General features: G+C 65.6%; 16 protein-coding genes. 8 read left to right on the top strand and 8 right to left on the bottom strand.

The window, feature by feature from the left end:
• Positions 1–7: 7 nt before the first annotated feature.
• Entirely contained in the window at positions 8–697 is a 690-nt protein-coding gene (locus ACH2A7_RS08940; protein WP_394961478.1) for a VWA domain-containing protein, read from the top strand.
• Positions 698–727: 30 nt separating this feature from the next.
• Entirely contained in the window at positions 728–1,456 is a 729-nt protein-coding gene (locus ACH2A7_RS08945) for a PP2C family serine/threonine-protein phosphatase (RefSeq protein WP_394961479.1), read from the top strand.
• Positions 1,457–1,513: 57 nt separating this feature from the next.
• On the opposite strand, the gene ACH2A7_RS08950 is transcribed toward ACH2A7_RS08945, so the two are convergent.
• The 6 genes from ACH2A7_RS08950 to ACH2A7_RS08975 form a co-directional block, all read right to left on the bottom strand.
• Complete coding sequence (locus tag ACH2A7_RS08950; protein WP_394961480.1) at positions 1,514–2,347, bottom strand: energy-coupling factor transporter transmembrane component T family protein; 834 nt, start codon at positions 2,345–2,347, stop codon at positions 1,514–1,516.
• Positions 2,337–4,049 (bottom strand): ABC transporter ATP-binding protein, encoded by a 1,713-nt coding sequence (locus tag ACH2A7_RS08955; protein WP_394961481.1) that lies wholly within the window; start codon positions 4,047–4,049, stop codon positions 2,337–2,339. Before ACH2A7_RS08955 ends, ACH2A7_RS08950 begins: the two co-directional genes overlap by 11 nt.
• A 131-nt stretch (positions 4,050–4,180) precedes the next feature.
• Positions 4,181–4,729, bottom strand: coding sequence for an ECF-type riboflavin transporter substrate-binding protein (locus ACH2A7_RS08960; protein WP_394961482.1), 549 nt, complete (start codon positions 4,727–4,729; stop codon positions 4,181–4,183).
• Positions 4,730–4,819: 90 nt separating this feature from the next.
• Entirely contained in the window at positions 4,820–5,674 is an 855-nt protein-coding gene (locus tag ACH2A7_RS08965) for an S-adenosyl-l-methionine hydroxide adenosyltransferase family protein (RefSeq protein ID WP_394961483.1), read from the bottom strand.
• Between the two features lie 117 nt (positions 5,675–5,791).
• On the bottom strand, positions 5,792–6,442 hold the full coding sequence (locus ACH2A7_RS08970; protein ID WP_394961485.1) for a hypothetical protein: 651 nt from the start codon (positions 6,440–6,442) through the stop codon (positions 5,792–5,794).
• A 3-nt stretch (positions 6,443–6,445) separates the two neighbouring features.
• The gene (locus ACH2A7_RS08975; protein ID WP_394961486.1) at positions 6,446–6,754 is read right to left on the bottom strand and encodes a DUF4176 domain-containing protein; all 309 of its coding nucleotides are present in this window, start codon (positions 6,752–6,754) and stop codon (positions 6,446–6,448) included.
• Between the two features lie 419 nt (positions 6,755–7,173).
• Between ACH2A7_RS08975 and ACH2A7_RS08980 the strand changes: the two genes are divergently transcribed.
• The 5 genes from ACH2A7_RS08980 (at position 7,174) to ACH2A7_RS09000 (ending at position 12,447) form a co-directional block, all read left to right on the top strand.
• A complete protein-coding gene (locus ACH2A7_RS08980) occupies positions 7,174–8,775 on the top strand; it encodes an extracellular solute-binding protein (protein WP_394961487.1) in 1,602 nt (533 codons plus the stop codon).
• 73 nt (positions 8,776–8,848) lie between these two features.
• Positions 8,849–9,808: an ABC transporter permease gene (locus tag ACH2A7_RS08985; RefSeq protein ID WP_394961488.1), complete on the top strand. Its 960-nt coding sequence runs from the start codon at positions 8,849–8,851 to the stop codon at positions 9,806–9,808.
• A gap of 13 nt (positions 9,809–9,821) precedes the next feature.
• Entirely contained in the window at positions 9,822–10,694 is an 873-nt protein-coding gene (locus ACH2A7_RS08990) for a carbohydrate ABC transporter permease (RefSeq protein WP_394961489.1), read from the top strand.
• Positions 10,695–10,707: 13 nt separating this feature from the next.
• Positions 10,708–11,628 (top strand): N-acetylmuramic acid 6-phosphate etherase, encoded by a 921-nt coding sequence (gene murQ / locus ACH2A7_RS08995; RefSeq protein ID WP_394961490.1) that lies wholly within the window; start codon positions 10,708–10,710, stop codon positions 11,626–11,628.
• A gap of 66 nt (positions 11,629–11,694) precedes the next feature.
• On the top strand, positions 11,695–12,447 hold the full coding sequence (locus ACH2A7_RS09000; protein WP_394961492.1) for an alpha/beta hydrolase: 753 nt from the start codon (positions 11,695–11,697) through the stop codon (positions 12,445–12,447).
• Positions 12,448–12,453: 6 nt separating this feature from the next.
• On the opposite strand, the gene ACH2A7_RS09005 is transcribed toward ACH2A7_RS09000, so the two are convergent.
• Positions 12,454–13,326 carry a MurR/RpiR family transcriptional regulator gene (locus tag ACH2A7_RS09005; RefSeq protein WP_394961493.1) on the bottom strand — a complete coding sequence of 291 codons (873 nt, stop codon included), beginning with the start codon at positions 13,324–13,326 and terminating at the stop codon, positions 12,454–12,456.
• Between the two features lie 17 nt (positions 13,327–13,343).
• Positions 13,344–14,531 carry an anhydro-N-acetylmuramic acid kinase gene (locus ACH2A7_RS09010; protein WP_394961494.1) on the bottom strand — a complete coding sequence of 396 codons (1,188 nt, stop codon included), beginning with the start codon at positions 14,529–14,531 and terminating at the stop codon, positions 13,344–13,346.
• 123 nt (positions 14,532–14,654) lie between these two features.
• Here ACH2A7_RS09010 and ACH2A7_RS09015 point away from each other — a divergent pair, with 123 nt between their 5' ends.
• The gene (locus ACH2A7_RS09015) at positions 14,655–15,800 is read left to right on the top strand and encodes an exo-beta-N-acetylmuramidase NamZ domain-containing protein (protein WP_394961495.1); all 1,146 of its coding nucleotides are present in this window, start codon (positions 14,655–14,657) and stop codon (positions 15,798–15,800) included.
• Positions 15,801–15,803 lie beyond the last annotated feature (3 nt).

Below are 15,803 nucleotides of genomic sequence, written 5' to 3' on the forward strand. Positions count from 1 at the left end.
TCTCTCCATGGACAAGACGATCGAAAGCCTGTATATCTCCCACGAGGAGCTCAGCCGCAACCGCACCAAGCGCATCCTGCTCTGCTTCTGCGTGGACGCCTCCGCCTCCATGGCGGTGAGCGGCATGATGGAAAAGGTGAACCAGGGCATCGAGAGCTTTTTCCGCCGCACCCGGTCGGAACTGCTTGCCCGGGACGCCGCCGACATCTGCATCGTCACCTTCGGCGACCGGGTGGAGGTGGTCTGCGACTTCGGCTCCTTCGACGACGCCTGCGAGCAGGTGCTGCGCAACCCCATCCGCGCCACCGGCTCCCTCACCCGGCTGGCGGCGGGGGTCAACTGCGCCCTGGACCGGCTGGAGAACCACCAGCGGGAGCTGGCGCAGGTGGGCAACAACGCCTATGTGCCCTGGCTCATCATCCTCAGCGACGGGGTCTCCACCGAGCCGGAGGAGGAGGTGCGCAAGGCCTCGGAGCGGGTGTTCGCGCTGCTGCGGGCCAACCGGCTGCGCACCCGGTGCCTGTCCACCGACGACGGGTACGAGAGCCTTCGGCACTTCACCGTGGGCAAGGTGGACCGGCTGGAGGAACTGTCGGTGACCGACTTCTTCGACGTGGTGAGCCGCAGCGTCAGCCTGGCCAGCAAGCACACCATCGAGCGGCCGGATTTTGAACTGGAAGAAGGCGGCGGGCGGTGAGCCGCCCCGCCGGCAAAAGGAGATGATGGCATGGCCATGAAGACGGCGGCGGCGGTGCGCCGGGGGCTGGCCCACCAGCTGCGGGGCATCCCCTGCCAGGACGAGGCCCGGGCGGCCCACACCGGCGACTGCGCCGTTGCCGCGGTGTGCGACGGCGCGGGCAGCTGCCCCCGCTCGGAGGTGGCGGCCCGGGCGCTCTGCGGCTGGATCGTGGAGTGGCTGCCCCCCCGCTTTGAGGAGTTGTATGCCCTGGAGGAGGGTGCGCTGGTGGAGCGGGTGCTGGCGGAGGGCCTGCGCCGGCTGGACGACACCGGCCTGGACCGGTGGGAGAGCAGCTGCACGCTGGTGTGCGCCGCCCGCCACCGGGACGGCCGGCTGCTGGTGCTCCATGTGGGGGACGGCTTCGCCTTTTCGGGCCAGGAGGTGCTCTCCCACCCGGAGAACGGCCGGTTCGCCGAGGAGACCTATTTCTTCAGTTCCCCCGACGCGGCGCGGCACCTGCGGGTGCTGCGCCGGGTGGAGGCGGGCGACACGGCGGTGCTGCTCACCACCGACGGCTGCGGCGACGCGCTGTACGACGGCGAGGCCCGCCGCCCCGCCGCCGCCGTGAAAAAGCTGTGCGACGGCATCGCCGCCTGCACCGAGGAGGAGGTGGCCGCCGCCCTGCGCCGCAACCTGGAGGAGGTGTTCGCCCAGGTGAGCGAGGACGACCTGAGCCTGGCGATGCTGTGGTGCGGCGCCGACGGCCCGGAAACATGAGACGAAAAAAAGGAGCCCGGCGGCTGCCGGGCTCCTTTTTTTGTCTGTCGGGGGACGTCACACAAAGGGGTTGTAGAAGCGGTCGCCGTCCCAGAAGGTGATGATGAGGCTGGCCGCCAGCAGGGCCACGCCCAGGCCCAGCACCAGGTAGTCTCTGCGGGCGAAGGGCCGCTGCACATACCAGGTGCGCTTTTTGTGCTTGCCGAAGCCCCGCAGTTCCATGGCGTTGCTGATGGTGTCGATGCGGGACAGGCTGGACAGGATGAGGGGCAAAAGGATGTTCACCGAGTTCTTCAGCCGGGCGCTCAGCTTCTCCTTTTTGCCCAGTTCCACCCCCCGGGCCTGCTGGGCCTGGCTGATGCTGTGGTAGTCCCGCTGGATGTCGGGGATGTAGCGCAGGGCGATGGCCACCGAGTAGCCCACCCGGTAGGACACGCCGATGGAGTTGAGGCTGGCGGCGAACTCGCTGGGGTTGGTGGCCGAGATGAACAGGATGGCCACCGGCAGCGCCACAAAGTACTTCAGCGAGATGTTCAGGGTGTAGAACAGCTGCTCCCAGGTGATGGTGTAGCGCCAGAACAGGGTGGCGATCACATGGCGGGTGCCGTAGATCTGCACCCCCTGCTCGGGGCTGAACAGGTAGATGAACAGGTTGTTCAAAATCAGGAACACCAGCATGAACACCAGCATGAAGCGCACCTCCCGCAGCTTGATGCGGCTGGCCCGGAAGGCGGCGAAACTCACCGCCATCAGGCCGATGAGCACCCGGGTGTCGTAGGTGATCATGCTGGCGAAGGTGAACAGCAAAAAGAAGGCCAGCTTGGTGGTGCCGGTGAGCCGGTGCACGAAACTCTGGCGGGGCAGATAGTTCAAAACGGTGTTAGCAGCCATGTTCCCGCACCTCCCGGTCGTAGTCGATGAACCGCTGGACAAAGGCCTCCGGCGGCTCGATGCCGCAGCGCCCCGCCAGGGTGAACAGGCTGGTTTCCTTCAGGGCCGCCCGCTCGATGAGCTCCGGGTCGCACAGCACCCCGGCGGCGGTGCGGTCGGCGATGAGCCGCCCGTCGCTGAACACCAGCGCCCGGGGGGTGTACTCCAGCATCAGGTGCATGTCGTGGGTGATCATCAGCACCGTCACCCCCCGCCCGTTCAGCCCCCGCAAAAACTCCATGATCTCGGTGTAGTGGCGGAAATCCTGCCCGGCGGTGGGCTCGTCCAGAATGATGACGTCCGGCCCCAGCACCAGCACGCTGGCGATGGTGACCCGCTTTTTCTGGCCGAAGCTCAACGCGCTCACCGGCCAGTTGCGGAAGGGGTAGAGCCCGCAGATCTTCAGGGTCTCCTCCACCTTCTCCCGCACCTGGGCGGCGGAAAGCCCGCTCTTGGCCAGGCCCAGGGCCACCTCGTCGAAGATCATGGTCTTGGAGATCATCTGGTTGGGGTTCTGCATCACATAGCCGATGCGCGCCGCCCGCTGGCGGATGGTGTCGCCGGTGATGTCCCGCCCGTCCAGCAGGATGCTGCCGGAATCGGGGGCCTCAAAGCCGCAGATGAGTTTCGAAAGGGTGGATTTGCCCGCGCCGTTGCGGCCCACGATGCTGGTCATCTCCCCTTTGCGCACGGTGAAGGAGACGTTCTGCAGGGTGGACCGGTCCTTGGTGTAGCCAAAGCACAGGTCCTTCACCTCCAGCAACACCGGCTGCTGGGGGGCCGGGGCGGGGGCGGGGGCGCCGTGGTACCAGGCGCGCACCGCCTCTTTGTCGGCGTCGGTGAGGTCCAGCGTGTCCGGGTGGGCGGGGCGCTTCTCCGGTGTGAGGGCCACCCCGGCGTATTTCAGCGCGGTGAGATAGAGGGGCTCCCGGATGCCGGCTTTCGTCAGCAGCGGGGTGCACAGCAGCTCGTCGGGGCGCAGGTCGGCGGCGATGCGCCCCTCCTCCATCAGCACGATGCGGTCCACACTGCGCCACAGCACGTCCTCCAGCCGGTGTTCGATGATGAGCACGGTGGTGTCGGTCTCCTTCTGGATGCGGTCGATCAGTTCGATGGTCTGCTTGCCCGCCGCCGGGTCCAGGTTGGCCAGCGGCTCGTCGAACAGCAGGATCTTCACCGCGTCCACCATCACCCCCGCCAGGCTCACCCGCTGCTTCTGCCCGCCGGAAAGTTCGTGGGGGGCAAAGCCCAGGTGCCGCTCCACCCCCACCAGGGCGGCGGCCTTGTCCACCGCGGCGTGCATCTCCTTTTGGGGCACGCAGTCGTTTTCCAGCGCGAAGGCGATGTCCTCCGCCACCGTCAGGCCGATGAACTGGCCGTCCGGGTCCTGGAGCACCGTGCCCACCGACTTGGACAGCGCGAAGATGCTCTCCTTCTTCGCCTCCATGCCGTCCACCGTCAGGGTGCCGGAGGACTCGCCAGGATAGCTGAAGGGGATGAGGCCGTTGATGCAGCTGGCCAGGGTGGATTTGCCCGAGCCGGAGGGCCCGGCGATGAGGATCTTCTCGCCGGGGTAGATGTCCAGGTCGATGTTGCAGAGGGTGGGCCGGGCCTGGGCGCGGTATTGGAAGGTGAAATCCCGGAAGGAAATGATGGGCTCCATAAAACAGCGCTCCTCGCAGTTCAAAATCAAAGGAAACGGGGGCAGGGCACTGCCCTGCCCCCGATGCAAAACGCACCGAAACGGCTTGCCGCACAAGCGTTCCGACGGGCGATGTGCCGGGAAAAAGGAGCTTACTCCTTGTCCAGCGAGCCCTTCTTGGCGATGGTCTTGCAGAAAGCAGCCACCAGCAGGCCGCCCACGATGACGGCGGTCAGGCTGTTGACGATGGCGGCAAAGGCGCCCTGGGTGAACACCTTGTCGGCGGGCTCGGCGTAGATGAGGATATCCAGGCCGGGGGCCACCAGCAGCCAGGAGACGGCGTTGGCCACCACGTTGGCCACGGCGAACAGGGCCAGCTTGCCCTTGCCGAAGTCGCCCTCAGACAGAGCCATCTTTTTGGCGGTCAGGCCCACGATCACGCCCACCAGGGTGGAGGCGATGACCCAGCTCCACCAGGGGCTGCCGCCCCAGGACAGGTCGATCAGGGTGTGGCCGATGAAGCCGATCAGGCCGCCGGCCACGGGGCCGTACATGGCGGCCAGCATGCCCAGAATGGCGTACTGCAGGCTGATGTTGGTGTTGGGGATGCCGCTGGGGATGGCCACAAAGCGGCCCAGCACAAAGAACAGGGCGGCGCCGATGCCCACCGCGACCACGGTCTTGATGGAAGAATTTTTCATGTTGCACACTCCTCACATTATAAAAAGAAAAACTATTCGCCGGCGGAAGGGCCTGTCCCCTCCGCGGAGAATCAAACAGGGCGCACCGCCTTATTCGTAGACGATGCGGGGCGCCTTGCGCAGGGCGATGCGCCACTGGATGCCGGTGCCGATGTTGTAGGCCTTGGAGAAGCTGCCCTGGTTGATGGCCACGGCCACGCAGTCCAGGCTGTTGACATACAGCAGCGGCTCGCCCACGTTCACGTCGGCAAAGCTTCTGGCATAGACCATGATGTTTTTGTAGAGGGTGCGGGTGTCGTTGGCGATGGACACCTCCACCCGCCCGCCGTGGGAAACGCCCAGTTTTGCGAACATCTCCCGGGGGATGTTGGTCCACAGCGAGCCGAAGCGCACGTCCAGCACGTCGATGGTGCCGGTGATGACGTCGTTTTCAAACTCCGCCTCGATGACCGGCAGCTCGATGACGCTCTCCACGGGCACCTGAGGCCCCACCTGCTCGAAGGTGATGACCCCCGAGGCCAGCCGCGCGCCGGTGTAGGCGTAGATGTCACGGCCGTGGAAGGTGTAGCTCTCGCCGGAATTGGGCAGGCGGTTCACGCTCTCGTCGATGATGCGGGCCTCTTCGATGCCGCACATCCGCTTGATGTGGGTCAGGGTGCCGTTGTCCGGCGTGATGATGTAATGGCCCCCGGCGGTCCTCACCGCGATGCTGCGCCGGGTGGAGCCCACCCCCGGGTCCACCACGCTCACGAACACGCTGTTCTTCGGCCAGTAGCTCACCGTCTGGATCAGGCGATAGCTGGCCTCCCAGATGTCGTACTGGGGGATGTCGTGGGTGAGGTCGAACACCCGCAGATCGGGGCACACGCCCTGGGCCACCCCGTACATGGCGCACACCGCGCCGTCGGCATAGCCGAAGTCGGACTGAAGGATCAACGGATTCATTCTCTCAACACGCCTCCCGCACGCAAAAATTACACTTAAGTATACGCTTTTCGGGCAAGGCTTGTCAAGGCCGGCGCCCCGCGCAGCGGCGGTTTTGCGCGGTTTTTCGCCCCGGCGTCAGGGCCCCTGCAGCGGCGCCGCCCGGCGGTGGAACCCGGGGTCGTATTTTGCCTTCACCGCCTTGTTGAAGGTCAGAAGACAGCGCTTTTCCACCGAGGCCACGGCGATCTGCCCCCGGCGGGCGTAGGCCCGGGCGTCCAGATACAGGCACAGCAGCACCGCCGCCCGCTGGGCCCACTCCCCCAGGGAGCACAGGGTGCAGGCGTCCAGGTTGTCGCGCGCCACACAGGGCTTTTCGATCTGGGCGATCTGCCGCCCGCCGGCCCAGATGGGGTACGCCACCCCCTGCCGGCCCAGGCCCATCTCAAACATCTCCAGCTGCGCCCCGTCCAGGGTCATGGCGGTGTAGCCGTAGCGGGAAAAGGGCCCGCTGCGGGCCAGTTTGTCGCACATCTCCCCCACCGTCTCGCCGCCGCGGGCCACGGTGTAGGGGGCCCACACCCGCTGCTCCACCGCCTTGCCCAGGTTTTGCAGCGGCGGCTGGCGGCGGTAGGAGAGATACAGCTCCTCGCCCCGGTAGCGGCAGGCGCAGGGCCCGCCGAAGAGGAAGTTGTCCGGAAAGAGGGCGCCGCCGATGGCCTCGCCGCCCTCCAAAATGGCGAACTCGGCCCGCAGGCCGCTCGCCGTCTGCCTCACCTCACACAACATGGCTCACACCTGCCCTTTGCTCACGATGCGGCCGTCCCGCACCTCCAGCTCCCCCAGCCGGTCCAGCACGGCGGCGCGGAAGTCCAGTTCCTCCTTGTCCTGAAAGCCCACGAAGAACACCGTCTCCACCGCGTCCCGGTCAAAAAAGAACATCTCGTCCGGCCGGGTGATGCCCTCCGGGTACCAGCAGGCGGAGTAGTCGTATATCCTGTCGCTGCCCGCCCGCGCCTGGATGCGCCCGCAGATCATCACCCGCTTGGTGCCGCCCCGCAGCAGCACCACCGAGCCGATGGGCAGAAGGTTTTTGTACATGGAAAAGCCCTCCTCCTGTATAGTATAAGGAAAACCGTCGCCTTGCCTTTTATGATAGGGCGTTTTCGGGCGGTGTCAAGGCCCGGCCGCCCGCCGGCGCGGCGGAGGGCCGAAAGTTTTGAGCAGAATGAAATAAAATTACATAGTTTTGTAAAAAAATCTCCGCAAATTTGTACTTTTCGGCGACATTGGGCCGCAGGATATCCAACAATTCCAGAGTTCCCTTTGGCAGTTATACAAATCGGACGGCGCGTTGTTGACACTGTGATGAAACAATGTTACTATTGCGTCGCTGGAATACAGCCGAGTAAGATCGCTTTGTTACCTGCGTTTTTGCATCGTCCCAAGACGGCGCCCGACGCGCCGTCATCGGCACAGACCCCCGGGAAAAGCGGATCATGAAAAGGAGGATTTTTGCAATGCGTATCCATCTGAAGAAGCTGCTGTGCACAAGCATGGCCCTTGCCATGGCACTCACGGTGCTCTCCGGCTGCGGAAGCACCGGCGCCTCCGGCAGCACCGGCGCCGGCGGTTCCGGCACCGCGTCTGCCGCGGGAGAGGGCGATCCCATCGAGATCACGCTCTCCTATTCAGACAACGCCACCCTTCCCTTCAAGGAGGACTGGCTCACCATCCAGGAGGTGCAGAAGCGCACCAACAGCAAGCTGAAGTTCGAGGTCATCCCCATCGCGGACTATGACACCAAGGTCAGCCTGATGCTGAACACCGGCGAGAATGTGCCCGACGTGATCCTGTATCAGGGGACCAAGGGCGAGAACGCCAGCCTGGCGCTGAACGGCGCCATCGTGCCCATCAGCGATTACTCCGAATGGACCCCCAACTTCAACGCATGGGTGGAGAAGTTCGGCATGGAAAAGGACCTGGACGACCTGCGCCTGAAGGACGGCAAGTATTACTATATGCCCAGCCTGTTTGACGTGCCCTTCTACGACGGCGGCCTGATCCTGCGCCAGGATTTCCTGGAGGCCAACAACCTGGAGGCCCCCACCACCTACGACGACCTGTACAACATCCTCAAGCTGTACAAGGAGCAGAACCCCGACTCCTATCCCCTGACCATTCTGTCGGGGCCCCGGGTGCTGTACCGCATGACCATGCCGGCCTGGGGCATCAGCCTGGGCAAGAACAGCTCCTCCGGCAGCTACGTGCTCAGCTGGGACTATGACAAGCAGGAGTACTTTGCCGGCGCCACCAGCGAGCAGTTCAAGGAGTATCTGCAGTTCTTTGCCAAGCTGTATGCCGAGGGCCTGCTGGATCCCGAAATGGCCGACCCCATCGACGGCGACAAGTGGACGCAGAAGATGGCCAGCGGCGCCGCCATGGCCACCTACGCCTACTATGACCAGATCGGCGGCGTGGAGGCTTCCTCCACCATCGACGGCTTCAAGCTGCAGATGTACCCCGCCCTGGCCGGCCCCGCCGGCGCCCATCACCAGCCCAAGAGCCGCACCGGCGCGGGCATCATGTTCCCCGCCAAGACCGCCGAGCGTGAGGACTTCGAGCAGGTGGTCCGCACCATCGACGAGATCTTCTTCTCCGAGGAGAACGCAAAACTCTGGTGCCTGGGCGTGGAGGGCGAGACCTACACCGAGGATGAGAACGGCAACATCGTCTACTCCGACGAGATCACCAGTTCCCCCGACGGCATCTACAAGACCATGCAGGTCAAGTACGGCTGCGGTTCCGACGTGACCCAGATGGTCTGGATCAACAAGCGGGAGATGACCAAGTACGACGAGAACTACGCGCAGATCAACGCCACCGTGGAGAGCATGGGCGACGTGATCCAGGGCATTCCTCCCACGCCGATGTTCGACGACCTCACCTCCGAGGAGGCCGGCCTGCTGCAGACCCCGCTGGCCGACACCTGGGAGCGCTGGACCAACGAGTTCCTCACCGGCAGCAAGAGCCTGGATACCGACTGGGATACCTACGTGGCCGAGATGCAGAGCAAGGGCATTGACCAGTTCTGCGAGCTCTACCAGAGCAACATGAACTGATCTTTCACACATCACGCGGCGGGGCCATATTTCGAAGGGAATAGGCCCCGCCTTTTATTGAGGGGGGACTGGCATGACCAAAACAAAAACCGCCAAAAACAACCCGCCGCAGACCGGCCTGCGCAAGGTGGGCCTGCGCCGCTACATGAAAAAATACTGGCCGCTTTACGCCATGATGGTGCTGCCGGTGATCTATTTCATCGTGTTCAAGTATCTGCCCATGTTCGGCAACATCCTGGCCTTCCGCCGCTATCGCCCGGGCATGAGCCCCTGGGGCGAGGAGTGGGCCGGCCTGCGGTATTTCAAGCTGTTCATGCGGGACCCTATGTTCTGGAGCGCCTTCAAGAACACGCTGGTGCTCTCGCTGCTGAACCTGCTGGTGAACTTCTTCCTGCCCATCCTCTTCGCCATCCTGCTGAACGAGGTGCGGGCCAAGCGGTTCAAAAAGTTCGTGCAGACCATCTCCTATATGCCCCGGTTCATCTCCACCGTGGTGGTCATCACCATTCTGGGCGAGCTGCTCTCGCCCAGCAGCGGGCTGGTGAACCTGTTCCTCAAGAACGCCTTCGGCATCGAGCCCATCTACTTCATGAACGAGCCGGGCTGGTTCCGCATCATCTACATCCTCACCGACAGCTGGCAGTTCACCGGCTGGACGGCCATCATCTACCTGGCGGCCATCACCGGCATCAGCAGCGACCTGTTTGAGGCCGCGGAGATCGACGGCGCCGGCCGGCTGCAGCAGATCATGTACGTCACCATCCCCTCCATCATGCCCATCATCATGGTGATGCTGATCATGAACGTGGGCCGTATGCTCACCCTGGGCTTTGAGAAGGTGCTGCTGATGTACACGCCCAACAACGCCTCGGTCAGCGATATTCTGGACACCCTGGTCTACCGCACCGGTCTGGCGAATCAGAACTATTCCTACGCCACCGCCATCGGTCTGTTCACCGGCGTGATCGGCGTCATCCTGGTGACCGGTGCCAACGCGCTCAGCCGCAAGGTCACCGGCGAGAGCGTGTATTGAGGGGGGAACGGAAATGACGCGTCGTTACAAGACCTGGCAGAACCGCCTGTTCGACGGCATCATCTATCTGGTGATGGTGCTGGTGCTGCTGATCTGCCTGGTGCCGTTTATCTATATGCTGGCCATCTCCTTCTCCTCCACCTCGGCCATCGTGAACAACGAGGTCTTTCTGTGGCCGGTGGGCTTCACGGCGGAGTCCTACAAGCAGATCTTTGAATATCCCAAGTTCTTCCACGCCTACGGCAACACCTTCTTCTACACCATCGTGGGCACGGCCATCTCGCTGGTGATGACCATCCTGTTCGCCTATCCCCTGTCCAAGCCCGAGCTGTTCGGCCAGAAGTTTCTGATGAAGATGGTCATCTTCTCCATGTACTTCTCCGGCGGCCTCATCCCCAACTACCTGCTGGTCTCCAGCCTGCACATCACCGGCACCCGGCTGGCCATGCTGCTGCCCTTTGCCATCAACCAGTTCAACCTGATCATCATGATCAATTTCTTCCGCTCGCTGCCCAAGGAGCTGGAGGAGGCCGCCCTCATCGACGGGCTGGGCTACTTCGGCATCCTGCGGCGCATCGTGGTGCCCCTGTCCACCGCCGCCATCGCCACGGTGGGCCTGTACTACGCGGTGTTCTTCTGGAACGACTGGTTCAACAGCCTGATCTACCTGAACACCGACCAGTTCCCGGTGATGCTGTTTTTGCGCAACATCGTCAACGGCACCACCATGGTGGGCGACGGCGCCGGCTCCGCCGACAAGACCACCATCGCCCTGTCCATCAAATCCGCCGTCATCATCGTATCCACCGTGCCCATCATCGTGCTGTATCCCTTCCTGCAAAAGTATTTCGTGAAGGGCATGACCGTCGGTGCGGTGAAAGGATAAGGAGGACCCGCAAATGGTGAAACTGGACTCCATCTCCACCGAGCAGAGCAACCGGAACACCGCCCACATCGACCAGCTGGACACCCTGTCCATGGTGCAGCTCATCAACCGGGAAGATCAGAAGGTGGCTCTGGCGGTGGAAAAGGTGCTGCCCCAGGTGGCACGGGCGGTGGACGCTATCTGCGAAAAGATGAGCGAGGGCGGGCGGCTGGTCTACTGCGGCTGCGGCACCTCCGGGCGGCTGGGCGTGCTGGACGCGGTGGAGTGCCCCCCCACCTTCGGCACCGACCCCGGGCAGGTGGTGGGCCTGATCGCCGGCGGCCCCGGCGCCTTTGTGAAGGCGGTGGAGGGCGCCGAGGACGACTTTGACCTGGGCCGCGCCGACCTGGAGGACATCGGCTTCTCCCGAAAGGACATCCTGGTGGGCATCGCCGCCAGCGGGCGCACGCCCTATGTGCGGGGCGCCATGGAATACGCCCGCAGCCTGGGCGCCCCCGTGGTGGCGGTGACCTGCTGCCCCGGCAGCCCGGTGGACCGCCTGGCGGACATCGCCATCGCCCCCACCCCCGGGCCGGAGGTCATCACCGGCTCCACCCGGCTCAAGAGCGGCACCGCGCAGAAGATGGTGCTGAACATGCTCTCCACCGCCAGCATGATCAAGCTGGGCAAGGTGTACGGCAACCTGATGGTGGACGTGAAGGCCACCAACCAGAAGCTGCTGGCCCGCACCATCTCCATCGTCAGAAGCGCCGTGCCCTGCACCGACCAGCAGGCCCAGGCCGCGCTGGAGCAGTGCGGCTGGTGGGCCAAGCCCGCCATCCTGATGGTCAAGTGCGGCGTGTCCGCCCAGAGCGCCCAGCAGCTGCTGGAGCGGGCCGGCGGCCGGGTGAGCCGGGCCATCGAACTGTTCGAGGCGGACGAGAGCGCCTCATAAAACAACAAAAACAGCTGAGCGGCGGCACCGCTCAGCTGACTTTTTAGGGAAGGGAAGGATGACCCCATGGCGTTTGTTCGCTGTGATATGATGAGCCATGCGCTGCAGATGAACACCAGCTTTCTGGCGGTGCTGCCCGAGGACCGGCCGCTGGAGACGGCGCCGGTGGTGTACCTGCTCCACGGCCTCACCGACAACTGCACCGGCTGGCACCGGTTCTCCCGGGTGGAGGCCTACGCCCGCGCCAAGGGCGCGGTGCTGGTGATGCCGGAGGTGCAGCGCAGCTTTTACACCGACATGCAGGCCGGCGGGGCCTACTACACCTATGTGAGCGAGGAACTGCCCCGCTTTTGCGAGGGGCTGTTCCGCCTCTCCTCCCGGCCGCGGCAGCGGTATGTGATGGGCCTTTCCATGGGGGGCTACGGCGCGCTGAAGTGCGCCCTGCGCGCCCCGGAGCGCTACGCCGGCTGCGCCGCCTTCTCGGCGGTGACCGACGTGAACGACTATCTGGAGCAGCGCCGCGCCGACCCCGGCCCCCTGGGCCGGGAGGCCGCGGCCCTGTTCGGGCCGGGCCGCCCCGCCCCCCGGCAAGACGACCTGTTCGCCCTGGCGGAGGACCTGCCCGCCGGCGCGGCGCTGCCGTCCCTCTACCTGACCTGCGGCGAGCAGGACGGGCTGTTCGCGATGAACCGGCGCTTCGCGGACCATCTGGAGCAGCGGGGCATCCCCTTCGCCGCCGAGTACTGGCCGGGGGCCCACAGCTGGGATTTCTGGGACGAGTCGGTGCGCCGCGCGCTGGACCGCCTTCTGCCCGGCTGAGCCCCCTCAGCCGGAGGCCTTGTGGCTGGCGCAGCTCTCGTAGCTGTCTTCCAGCATCTGCCGCACGTTGTGGTAGTCCCGGTTGGCGATGGTGGTGAACAGGATGTCCACCATGATGAGCTGGGCGATGCGGCTGCTCATGGCGCCGCTGCGCCGGTAGATCTCCGGCGAAGAGGTGTACAGCGCGCACTGGGCCTTGCGGGCCAGCGGGTTTTTGGAAAAGCGGGTCACCGAGATGGTGGGGCACCGGTGCTTGCCCGCCAGTTCCATCAACTCCAGCATCTCCCGGGTGGTGCCGCTGTCGGAGAAGAACACCGCCGCGTCCCGCCCGGTGAGGGTGGCCACATAGGTCAGCTGGATGTGGGTGTCCTTGCTGAAGAACACGTTCTTGCCGATGCGCAGCAGCTTGCCGTAGAAGTCTTCGGCCACCAGCGCCGAGGCGCCCACCCCGAACAGCTTGATGGAGTCGGCCTGCAAAAGCAGCTGCACCGCCTGCTCCAGCACCCCCTCGTCCAGGATCTTCTCGGTCTCCTCAATGGCCTGCACGCTGCTCAAACAGATGGTCTGCACCGTCTGCCGGATGGTGCTGGGGTCCTTGATGTCGGCGTAGATCTGTTCCACCGTCTCGGCGCCCCAGCTCCCCGCCGTCTCGTTCAGCTCGGCGTACAGCCGCTTTTTCAGATCCTTCAGGCCCCCGAAGCCGATGGTCTTGCAAAAGCGCACCCAGGCCACCTGGCTCACCCCCGCCTCCTGGGCCAGCCGGGCGATGGGCATGCTGAACACCTGGTGGATGTTGTCCAGGAAATAGTCCGCCACCTGCTTTTCCACCGGGCTCAGGCTGCTGTAGATGGCCCGGGCGCGGATCTCGATGTTGGTCATCTCCTCGCCGCCTCCCCTCACGCCAGCGTCAGCTTGCCCATCACCACCGGCCGCGCCGCGCCGGTGGCCCGGGGCGCGTTGTTGGGCACCCCGTGGCAGAATTCGTTGGCCAGCACCGCGAAGGCCACCGCCTCCTTGGCGTTGCCGTCCAGCCCCAGTTCCTCGTTGGTCATCACCCGGCAGCCCGGCAGCCGCCGGCGCAAAAAGGCCATCAGGGTGGGGTTCAGCGCCCCGCCGCCCCCCACGATCAGCCGCTGGGCCCGGTGGGCGCAGAGGTGTTCCAGCGAGTACTGGATGGTCAGCGCCGTGAAATCGGTGGCGGTGGCGAGCATGTCCTCCCAGGAAAGGCCCCGGGCGCGGCCCTCCTCCACCAGGCGGGCCACATAGTCCTGCCCGTAGTACTCCCGGCCGGTGGTCTTGGGCGGGGGCAGCCGCAGGTACTCGTCCCGGGCCAGCCATTCCAGCAGCCCCGCGTCCACCCGGCCCCGGGCCGCCAGCCGGCCGCCTTCGTCCCAGCGCCGCGCCCCGCCGGTGGCCCGGGCGGCCAGCGCGTCCATCACCATGTTGCCCGGGCCGGTGTCGAAGGCGTACACATCCTTAAGACCGCACCCGGCGGGCAGCATGGTCACGTTGCCGATGCCGCCGATGTTCTGCAGCGCGATGTTCTCGCTCTCGCTGCGGTAGAGCAGATACTCGGTGTAGGGCACCAGCGGCGCGCCCAGCCCGCCGGCGGCCATGTCCCGCACCCGGAAGTCGCCCACCACCGGGCAGCCCAGCCGCTGGGCGATCACCGCGGCCTCCCCCAGCTGCAGGGTGCCCCGCCCGGGCGCGCCCAGGTAGTCCTCGGCCACCGGCACATGGTAGAAGGTGTGGCCGTGGCTGCCCACCAGGTCCACCTCGCCGGGGTCCACGCCCGCCGCGGCGCACACCGCCTCGCAGGCGTCGGCGAACAGCGCCCCCAGCCGGAAGTTCACCAGGCACAGATCCCGGCTGCCCCCCGCCCCGCCCGCCGCCAGCCGCAGCAGTTCCCGGCGCATGGGCTCCTCGTAGGGGATGCTCACAAAGCCCCGCTGGCGCACCCGGGTGGCGGTGCTCCAGCCGGTGATCTCCACCAGCGCGGCGTCCACCCCGTCGGCGCTGGTGCCGCTCATCAGCCCGATGGCAAGAATGGTCTGCTTGCCCGCGGGCAGGATCGACAACTCCATCTCTCTCCCGTCCTTTCCTGCTGAAACAAAATTCCGCATAAAACGCGGCAATGCGTTTCTTTTATTTCAACTGTACAGGCAAACGGCCGGGTTGTCAACAAAAAAGAAAAGGAGGGTCCCCCCATGACCCACTGTGGATTGGAAAACATCCCCGCCTGCGACCGCGCCCTCAAGGGCAAGCGGCTGGGGCTCATCACCTCGGTGTCCGGCGTGGACGCCAGGCTGGAGAGCGGCATCGAACTGCTGCACCGGCGCTACGGCCTCACCGCCCTCTTCGGGCCGGAGCACGGCCTGCGGGGGGAGGCGGGCGCCGGCGAGACGGTGGACAGCAGCCGCGATCCGGTCACCGGGCTGCCGGTGTACAGCCTCTACGGCCGGGATTCCCGCCGGATGCCCCCCGAGGCGCTGGAACAGCTGGACGCGGTGGTCTACGACATGCAGGACCTGGGGGTGCGGTACTACACCTTCATCGCCACCCTGCTGGGCGCCGTGGAGGACTGCGCCGCCGCCGGCAAGGAGCTGATCGTGCTGGACCGGCCCGACCCCCTGGGGGGCGTGGCGGTGGAGGGCGGCGTGCTCCAGCCGCAGTACGCCAGCTTTGTGGGCCCCTGGCAGCTGCCGGTGCGCTACGGCCTCACCGCCGGCGAGCTGGCGGGGATGTACAACCAGCGGGAGCACAAGGGCTGCCGGCTCACCGTGGTGCCGCTGGAGGGCTGGCGGCGGGAGATGCTCTGGCCGGACACCGGCCGCCTGTTCATGCCGCCCAGCCTGGGCATCCCCCGCTTTGAGACGGCGCTGGTCTACCCCGGCACCTGCCTTGTGGAGGGCACCAACCTGTCGGAGGGCCGGGGCACCAGCTCCCCCTTCGAGGTGGTGGGCGCGCCCTGGGTCGACGCCCGCCGGCTGACCGACGAACTGCGCCGGCGCGAACTGCCGGGGGTGCTGTTCACCCCCGCCTGGTTCACCCCCAGCGCCTCCAAGCACGCGGGCGAGGCCTGCCAGGGGGTGCGGCTGCATGTGGCGGACGCCCACGCCTTCCGGCCGGTGCGCACCGGGCTGGAACTGCTGGACGCGGTGCGCACCCTCTGGCCGGAGCAGTTCGCCCTGCTGCCGCCGCCCAAAGAGGGGGCGCGCCCCTTCATCAGCCTGCTGGCCGGCTGCGGCGACCTGCAGGACCCCCACTGGGACAAGGACGCCCTGCTGGAGCGCTTTGAGCGGGAGAGCGAGGCCTTTGCCCGGGAAAAGACCGCCTATCACCTGTATGAATAAGGA

This window comes from Candidatus Allofournierella merdavium, from assembly GCF_944382735.1.
In the GTDB taxonomy this organism is placed as follows: Bacteria; Bacillota; Clostridia; order Oscillospirales; family Ruminococcaceae; genus Allofournierella_A; species Allofournierella_A merdavium.

What these genes read in the sequence shown, in the direction of transcription:
- ACH2A7_RS08960 (WP_394961482.1), bottom strand. Translation starts at nt 4,729, where the DNA reads ATGAAAAATTCTTCCATCAAGACCGTGGTCGCGGTGGGCATCGGCGCC.
- murQ (WP_394961490.1), top strand. Translation starts at nt 10,708, where the DNA reads ATGGTGAAACTGGACTCCATCTCCACCGAGCAGAGCAACCGGAACACC.
- ACH2A7_RS09010 (WP_394961494.1), bottom strand. Translation starts at nt 14,531, where the DNA reads ATGGAGTTGTCGATCCTGCCCGCGGGCAAGCAGACCATTCTTGCCATC.
- ACH2A7_RS08955 (WP_394961481.1), bottom strand. Translation starts at nt 4,049, where the DNA reads ATGGAGCCCATCATTTCCTTCCGGGATTTCACCTTCCAATACCGCGCC.
- ACH2A7_RS08975 (WP_394961486.1), bottom strand. Translation starts at nt 6,754, where the DNA reads ATGTACAAAAACCTTCTGCCCATCGGCTCGGTGGTGCTGCTGCGGGGC.
- ACH2A7_RS08970 (WP_394961485.1), bottom strand. Translation starts at nt 6,442, where the DNA reads ATGTTGTGTGAGGTGAGGCAGACGGCGAGCGGCCTGCGGGCCGAGTTC.
- ACH2A7_RS08980 (WP_394961487.1), top strand. Translation starts at nt 7,174, where the DNA reads ATGCGTATCCATCTGAAGAAGCTGCTGTGCACAAGCATGGCCCTTGCC.
- ACH2A7_RS08945 (WP_394961479.1), top strand. Translation starts at nt 728, where the DNA reads ATGGCCATGAAGACGGCGGCGGCGGTGCGCCGGGGGCTGGCCCACCAG.
- ACH2A7_RS08950 (WP_394961480.1), bottom strand. Translation starts at nt 2,347, where the DNA reads ATGGCTGCTAACACCGTTTTGAACTATCTGCCCCGCCAGAGTTTCGTG.
- ACH2A7_RS08940 (WP_394961478.1), top strand. Translation starts at nt 8, where the DNA reads ATGGACAAGACGATCGAAAGCCTGTATATCTCCCACGAGGAGCTCAGC.
- ACH2A7_RS09000 (WP_394961492.1), top strand. Translation starts at nt 11,695, where the DNA reads ATGGCGTTTGTTCGCTGTGATATGATGAGCCATGCGCTGCAGATGAAC.
- ACH2A7_RS09005 (WP_394961493.1), bottom strand. Translation starts at nt 13,326, where the DNA reads ATGACCAACATCGAGATCCGCGCCCGGGCCATCTACAGCAGCCTGAGC.
- ACH2A7_RS09015 (WP_394961495.1), top strand. Translation starts at nt 14,655, where the DNA reads ATGACCCACTGTGGATTGGAAAACATCCCCGCCTGCGACCGCGCCCTC.
- ACH2A7_RS08985 (WP_394961488.1), top strand. Translation starts at nt 8,849, where the DNA reads ATGACCAAAACAAAAACCGCCAAAAACAACCCGCCGCAGACCGGCCTG.
- ACH2A7_RS08965 (WP_394961483.1), bottom strand. Translation starts at nt 5,674, where the DNA reads ATGAATCCGTTGATCCTTCAGTCCGACTTCGGCTATGCCGACGGCGCG.
- ACH2A7_RS08990 (WP_394961489.1), top strand. Translation starts at nt 9,822, where the DNA reads ATGACGCGTCGTTACAAGACCTGGCAGAACCGCCTGTTCGACGGCATC.